Genomic DNA, 6768 nt, shown 5'->3' with positions numbered 1-6768 from the left:
TGCTCGTGGCCGCCGCAGGCAATACGGCGATGCAGTCCGCATTGCCGGCCATCGCAAGCGAACTGGATATGCCCGACGTGTTGGTCAGCCTGGCGTTTAGCTGGTCTGCACTTTTATGGGTCATCACCGCACCCAAATGGGCGCGCTTGTCCGACCGGCGGGGCCGCAAGCAATTGATGAGTGTTGGCATCATTGGCTTCATCTCATCAATGGGCCTTTGCGGATTGGTCTTGTGGCTTGGTCTCGCCGGCCTGATCGGCCCAATCGTTACATTCATACTCTTTGCGATCTTCCGCAGCCTTTATGGCGGTTTTGGTTCTGCTGCCCCGCCCGCGGTTCAGGCTTATGTTGCCGCACGAACCGAACGCGCGGAACGGACAAAGGCATTGTCGATGCTTGCATCGTCGTTCGGCGTGGGCACCGTCATTGGCCCGGCGACCGCGCATTATTTGTTGTTCCCGCCCTTTGGGCTGGCCGGACCGTTGATCATGTTTGCGATATTTGGCGTCGCGGTACTGATCGCATTGCATGTGCTGTTGCCGAACGACACGCCGCGCTTTGCCGCGCGCGGTTCGGTTGCTGCCTATCCCAATTCTGCGTCCATGAACACGCTCGATACCGAAGACGTCGATGGCGAAGCGCTGGGTTCCCTACCCGATGAAGAAGTTCGCTTGCCATGGCGCGATGAAAGAATGGCGCCCTGGCTTATTGCGGGCCTGATTGGCGGGCACGCGCAGGCAATCATCCTTGGCGTCGTCGGTTTCCTCGTCCGCGATCGGCTTGGGCTGCATGATCGCCCTTGGGAAGCGGTGCAGGCCAGTGGCTCCGTCATGCTGATAGGCGCAATGGCGACGTTATTGGCGCAATGGGGCCTCATCCCGATCTTGTCGCTCGCCGCACGCAGTTCCGTGCTTTGGGGTTCAATACTGGCGCTGATTGGCACCATATTAACGGGCGTTAGCCACGATTTTTACGGCATCAGCACTGGCTTTGCGATTGCGTCTTTGGGCTTTGGGCTGTTCCGGCCGGGATTTACCGCAGGTGCCTCATTGGCGGTCCGGCGGCACGAGCAAGGCGATGTCGCCGGCAAAATCGCCTCGATCAATGGTGCAGCCTATATTTTCGCGCCAGCCGTCGGTGTCGCCCTTTTGAGCTGGTGGGAGCCAGCAACCTTCATTCTCATCTCTGCCTCATTGGTCTTTCTGATCATTTGGGGCAGACGGGCGTTGATTGTTCCCGACGAAGCGTAGGGTGCATGCAGCACCATCGCGGAGCCGGCACATTATATGTCGTTCGGAAAAATTGCGACGAACGGACACAGATTTTACGCAAAAAAAGGGCCGACCGAAGCCGACCCTGAAAAAGTCTTTAGGAGAGGATGCCTATAAGGCTTGTCCCCTATCGCGAGTTTTCATTTTTTGTGCAAGTGCGAACAGTGCAATAGCAGTTGCATATCCTGCAACTGCTATTTATAAGAATATCATGAATTCCGCGGCATTTGCACGATCGCAGAATCAAGTCACTTTTGTTGCAGTGCGACAAAATAAGGAGATGACATGCGCAGATTGCCACCATTACGGTCATTGGAAGCCTTTTTGCGCGTCGCCAAACTGGGTTCGGCCAAAGCGGCCGCCAGTGAATTGGCGCTGTCACCTCCCGCCTTAAGCCGCCGCATAAAGGCGCTTGAAGACTTTATCGGCAAATCGCTGTTCGACCGCCGTGCCCAAGCCATGGTCATTAACGCCGATGGCGAAACCTTGCTGGCTGCTGTCGAGCCCGCGATGGACGCGATGGCCGAAGCTGTTGAAGAGCTTGCTGGCCGTGGCGGCGAATATCGCCTGCGCCTTGGCTTGCTCCCGCTTTTTGGTTCACAACGCCTTATCCCCCGCCTCCCCGAATTGCGGAAAGCTTTCCCGAAATTGCATATCGACGTCGATACCTCCGGCCATGCGGAAAATCTGTTGGGCGACGTGATTGATGCCGCGATCATTATCGCGGCCGAGGTTGACCCAAAACTCTACAGCGTTCGCCTCGACCGTAACCTTGTCTATGCAATCGCGTCGGAACAATGGGCCAAGGAGCACAATGTGCAAAAGCCAGAAGATCTGGCCAAACATACGATCATGGTCCACAGCGATATGCCCATGATATTCGACGCCTGGCGTCAAGCCATGGGCGTACCCCGTTTAAAACCCGCCGCCATTGATAGTTTGGATAGCGGCGCGCTCATGCTTGAAGCTGCCGCCAATGGGCTGGGCGTCGCGATCATGCACGGAAGCCATTTTTCGGACGCGCGTGATCCACGCCTGACGCGGCTTTTCAATGCAGAGGTCGAAAGCCCCTATAGCTATTGGTTCGTGTGCCGCCCCCGCGCGCTGAAGCAGCGCGCCGTCAAGATTTTCCACGACTGGTTGTTAAAGGCCGGCGTATAAAATTCGGTAGCGCGAACACTTGACCCGTCGCCCACCCCGCGTCATTGCAGTGTGATGACTGACGACGTTGCTGAACTGAATTTCGAACAGGCGCTGCGCGCGCTTGAAGATATCGTCCACAAGCTGGAAAGCGGTGAAGCGCCGCTTGATGAATCCATTGCTCTATATGAGCGCGGCAACACGCTGCGGGCGCTGTGCCAGCAACGGCTTGATATGGCGAAGGCCCGGATTGAGGCGATTACGCTCGGCCCTGACGGTGCGCCAACGGGCACCACATCGTTCGACGCGGGATGAATGTAATGTCGGAGCTATCGACATCTTCGCTGCTTCAAGATGCGCTGACCAGTATTGCAGCAGATGTTGACCAAGAATTCGACACGCTGCTGACATTACCCGGGGACGCACGCGACCGTTTATATGCAGCCATGCGGCACGCTACGATTGGCGGCGGCAAGCGTCTTCGTCCCTTGCTGGTAACGGCCACCGCAGCCTTGTTCAATGTCGACCGCAAAACAGCTTTGCGCGTCGGTACGGCGGTTGAGGCCATTCACGTCTATTCGTTGGTGCACGACGACCTGCCCTGCATGGATGATGATGATTTGCGCCGTGGCAAACCCACCGTGCATCGCGCATTTGACGAAGCAACCGCGGTTTTGGCGGGTGACTCGCTGCATGCGCTTGCCTTTGAAATCTTGGCCAATCCAGATACCCATAGCGACCCATTTGTGCGTGGCGAACTGGTGTCGACGCTGGCGCTGGCCAGTGGCCCTGAAGGCATGGCAGGCGGCCAAATGATGGACATTGAGGCGGAGAACGCATCGTTCGATTTGCAAACGGTGATGCGCCTGCAGGCATTGAAAACCGGCGCGCTTATTGCCGCAAGCGTCGAAATGGGCGCCATTTTGGGCCACATTCCACCCGAAGGCCGCGCGCATTTGCGGGGCTATGCCCGCGACATTGGCCTTGCCTTTCAAATTGCCGATGACATTTTGGATGTCGAAGGTGACCCCGAACTGGCTGGCAAGGCGCTGCAGAAAGATGCCGAGGCGGGCAAGGGTACATTTGTGTCGCTGATGGGGCTTGATCGCGCCAAGCAACAGGCCGAAATGCTGGTCCAGCAAGCCAATGATTATCTATCAAGCTATGGCGCAGAGGCGGATTTGTTGCGCGCTATTGCAAATTATATCACGGAAAGAGATCGCTGATGACCCACCGGATTGGCGTATATCCCGGAACTTTTGACCCCATCACCTTGGGCCATATGGACATCATCCGGCGCGGCGCAAAGCTTGTCGACGAACTCATCATTGGCGTGACCACCAACGCGTCGAAATCGCCGATGTTTGCCGATGAAGAGCGTATCGCGATGGTCGAGCGCGAAGTTGCGACAATCGGCGCAGATCATATCCGCGTCGTCGGGTTCAATTCACTGCTGATGGACTTTGCCGAAGCACATGGCGCAAGCACGGTCATTCGCGGCATTCGCGGCGTGACCGATTTCGAATATGAATATCAACTCACGGGTATGAACCGCCAGCTGAATGACCGCGTCGAAACACTATTCCTGATGGCCGATGTCTCGCTTCAGCCCATCGCGTCACGGTTGGTGAAGGAAATCGCCATATATGGTGGCGAAATTGGCAAGTTTGTGACGCCCACGATCCGCGACGAAGTTGTCGCCCGCGTTCAATTATTGGGCAGCAAGGCAAGCTAACTACGCGCCCGCGCGTTACTTCGCCTTACGCCGCTTGCGTTCCGTAGGCGCCGGTAGCTCAAGATATTCCTCGGGCACATATATCGCATAAGTTGCCAGCCGGATCTCGTGCACGAATTGAAACAGGCAAGCCGACAACAGCGCCAGTGCCAGCATGAATACGGCCACAGCGATCCATGCTGCGGAAATATTGGTCAGCCCCATGACGAACAACACAACGATCATGATGCACACCGAAATTGCGGATAACACCGCGCACAATATCGATCTTCCCACCACACGCATGCGCTTTTCAATAATGCGCAGTTCGGTGACGACCCGTTCATGCGCTTTCCCGTCGGTCTGGGCATATTGCCGCTGCAGGTCGCGTGACCGGTCCACAATGCGCGAAAGTCGGCCCGTGAGGACATTGAGCAAGCTACCCACCGCAACCAGCAAAAAGGCGGGGGTCAGTGCCGTTTGCAGAACGGAAATAACCGCCGTCAGGTCCGGGCCAAATTTACCGTCCATTTTGCAATTCCGCCGCCAATGTCCGCAAATCGGTTTTCAGCAACTTGCCGATATGGCTGCGCGGCATTTCGTCGATGGGATATAGCACCGATATGCGTTGGGTCTTACCAAGCTGCCCATTCACCCGTTCCAAGATAGCATCGGGCGTGCTGCTGGCGTCGGGATGTAACCGCACAAAGCCAACCGGCGTCTCGCCCCACGCATCCGACGGCATGCCGACCACGGCAGCCTCTGCCACCTCCGCTTGCGCCTCCAGCAGCTCCTCCAGATCTTTGGGGTAAATGTTGAACCCGCCGGAGATGATCATATCCTTCGCGCGCCCGACAATGGAAACAAAGCCGTCTTCATCGACAATCCCGATGTCTCCGGTTTTGAGCCAGATATTGCCATCTTCGTCGCGCCATTCCATCTCGCGCGTCTTTTCCGGTTGGTTCTTATAGCCGGACATCATGGTGGGTGACCGGCCCGTTAAAACACCTTTTGATCCAGCAGGAAGGCGATTGTCGTCTTCATCAAGGACGATCAGTTCATGGCCCGTCACGGGCTGACCCACGGTGTGCAGCTTGTCGGGGAAATTATGCGCCTGCAACATGCAGACGACGCCGCCCTCGGTCATCCCGTAAATTTCGACGAGCCCGCCGGGCCAGCGTTTGACGACATCGGCCTTTAACTCCGCCGGGAATGGCGCGCTGGTGCAAAATTTGATGATGAAATTCGAAAGATCGTATTGTGCAAAACCATCATGCGCCATGATCCGCTGATATTGGACGGGCACCAGCATTGTATGCGTTGTCCGGTCGGCCTGCGCATGGCCAAGATAGCCAGTGACATCAAACTTATCCATGATCCGCGCAAATCCACCATGGCACATGGTCGGCAGGAACACGGCGAGCGTCGTGTTTGAATATAAGGGCGTGGAGACCAAGGAACGGGTGTCACGGCTGTAAATGGATTTGAAACCACCTGCCATCTGGTGCCAGCGCATGGCGTGCGAATGGATGATGCCCTTTGGCGTGCCTGTCGTTCCGCTCGAATAAATAATGTTGAAAGGATCATTCGGCGCAGGTGCGGCTGCTGCAAATGTTGCGTCCTCTTCGGCCATCCAAGCGTCAAGGCTTGGGTGTGGTGCCTCGCCATTATCCAATATGACAATGCGCACATCGCCCAAGTCTATACCGCCAAGTTCAGCCAGTTTTGCCGCATCAACAAACAGATGCATCGCCCCTGAGTCCCGCAACATCGCGGACAATTGCGCCGGGGTGGCGGATGTCGTCAGCGGCGCAGCGCAGCCGCCTGCACGCACTGCAGCCAAATAGACCAGCGCATAATTGATGTTGCTCATGCCCAAAATGGCGACCGCCTGACCATGCTGAAGGCCATCGCGCTGAAGCTGCGCTGCAATGCGTGACGTTAGCTGCGCAACTTGGCTCCAGGAAACCGTGGTGAACTTGTCAGCGAGCGCGAGCGCGTCGGGTTTTTCTGCACCCCAAGCACCGATAAGTGCGCCAAAGTCGCCAAAGCTCTTTTCCAGTTCCGTCTCGATATTCATCACGTTTTGTGCCTATCCCTTAGATGCGCATGCGATGATTTAGCGCGATATCGAAAACTTTCACCGCTTAATTTTTCGCCGCAGGCCGCCACCCAAAAACGCAGCAAGCGGCAGCCGCAAAAGATTGTGGAAAAATAGCCCTTTATTGCCGCTTTCCCTTGGGCTTTTCGGCCTTGGGGCCTATAGTCCACCGATGACAGATCAAATCCCGGAAAACTCCGAAAATAACCCGTCTGCGGACAGCGCAGCCAACCCAAATCAGAACGAATATGGTGCCGACAGCATCAAGGTTCTCAAGGGCCTCGACGCGGTTCGCAAGCGGCCGGGAATGTATATCGGCGACACCGATGACGGCAGCGGCCTGCACCACATGGTGTTCGAAGTATCGGACAACGCAATCGACGAAGCGCTCGCCGGACATTGCGATCTGGTGCTTATCGAATTGAACGCCGACGGATCGGTCTCGGTCGAAGATAATGGCCGCGGCATCCCGACGGGCATGCACAAGGAAGAAGGCGTTTCCGCAGCTGAGGTCATCATGACCCAACTGCACGCCGGCGGTA

The 6768-nt window shown here is 56.5% G+C and carries 8 protein-coding genes; 6 read left to right on the top strand and 2 right to left on the bottom strand.

Going from position 1 to position 6768, the window contains the following annotated elements:
* From ACILQA_RS08875 to coaD, 5 genes are all read left to right on the top strand, one after another.
* Positions 1 to 1250, top strand: a 1250-nt coding sequence (locus tag ACILQA_RS08875; protein ID WP_395629376.1) for an MFS transporter, incomplete at its 5' end; no start/stop codon positions are given.
* 306 nt (positions 1251 to 1556) lie between these two features.
* Positions 1557 to 2432, top strand: coding sequence for a LysR substrate-binding domain-containing protein (locus ACILQA_RS08870; protein WP_395629375.1), 876 nt, complete (start codon positions 1557 to 1559; stop codon positions 2430 to 2432).
* A 54-nt stretch (positions 2433 to 2486) separates the two neighbouring features.
* Positions 2487 to 2726, top strand: coding sequence for an exodeoxyribonuclease VII small subunit (locus ACILQA_RS08865; RefSeq protein ID WP_333569375.1), 240 nt, complete (start codon positions 2487 to 2489; stop codon positions 2724 to 2726).
* A gap of 5 nt (positions 2727 to 2731) precedes the next feature.
* Complete coding sequence (locus ACILQA_RS08860; RefSeq protein WP_395629374.1) at positions 2732 to 3637, top strand: polyprenyl synthetase family protein; 906 nt, start codon at positions 2732 to 2734, stop codon at positions 3635 to 3637.
* On the top strand, positions 3634 to 4146 hold the full coding sequence (gene coaD / locus ACILQA_RS08855; protein ID WP_395629377.1) for a pantetheine-phosphate adenylyltransferase: 513 nt from the start codon (positions 3634 to 3636) through the stop codon (positions 4144 to 4146). Before ACILQA_RS08860 ends, coaD begins: the two co-directional genes overlap by 4 nt.
* A 15-nt stretch (positions 4147 to 4161) precedes the next feature.
* On the opposite strand, the gene ACILQA_RS08850 is transcribed toward coaD, so the two are convergent.
* Positions 4162 to 4656, bottom strand: coding sequence for a DUF2721 domain-containing protein (locus ACILQA_RS08850; protein WP_395629373.1), 495 nt, complete (start codon positions 4654 to 4656; stop codon positions 4162 to 4164).
* A complete protein-coding gene (locus ACILQA_RS08845; protein ID WP_395629372.1) occupies positions 4646 to 6205 on the bottom strand; it encodes a class I adenylate-forming enzyme family protein in 1560 nt (519 codons plus the stop codon). The genes ACILQA_RS08850 and ACILQA_RS08845 overlap by 11 nt, the downstream gene beginning before the upstream one ends.
* 193 nt (positions 6206 to 6398) lie before the next feature.
* Here ACILQA_RS08845 and ACILQA_RS08840 point away from each other — a divergent pair.
* On the top strand, positions 6399 to 6768 hold a 370-nt coding region (locus ACILQA_RS08840), incomplete at its 3' end, for an ATP-binding protein (RefSeq protein ID WP_395629371.1).

It is taken from the genome of Sphingorhabdus sp. (assembly GCF_044239005.1).
Lineage (GTDB): Bacteria > Pseudomonadota > Alphaproteobacteria > Sphingomonadales > Sphingomonadaceae > Sphingorhabdus_B.
This window is presented reverse-complemented; position numbering and strand designations above follow the sequence as displayed.

Coding starts and splice junctions, on each gene's coding strand:
- ACILQA_RS08870 (WP_395629375.1), top strand. CDS start 1,557: ATGCGCAGATTGCCACCATTACGGTCATTGGAAGCCTTTTTGCGCGTC.
- ACILQA_RS08865 (WP_333569375.1), top strand. CDS start 2,487: ATGACTGACGACGTTGCTGAACTGAATTTCGAACAGGCGCTGCGCGCG.
- ACILQA_RS08850 (WP_395629373.1), bottom strand. CDS start 4,656: ATGGACGGTAAATTTGGCCCGGACCTGACGGCGGTTATTTCCGTTCTG.
- ACILQA_RS08845 (WP_395629372.1), bottom strand. CDS start 6,205: ATGAATATCGAGACGGAACTGGAAAAGAGCTTTGGCGACTTTGGCGCA.
- ACILQA_RS08860 (WP_395629374.1), top strand. CDS start 2,732: ATGTCGGAGCTATCGACATCTTCGCTGCTTCAAGATGCGCTGACCAGT.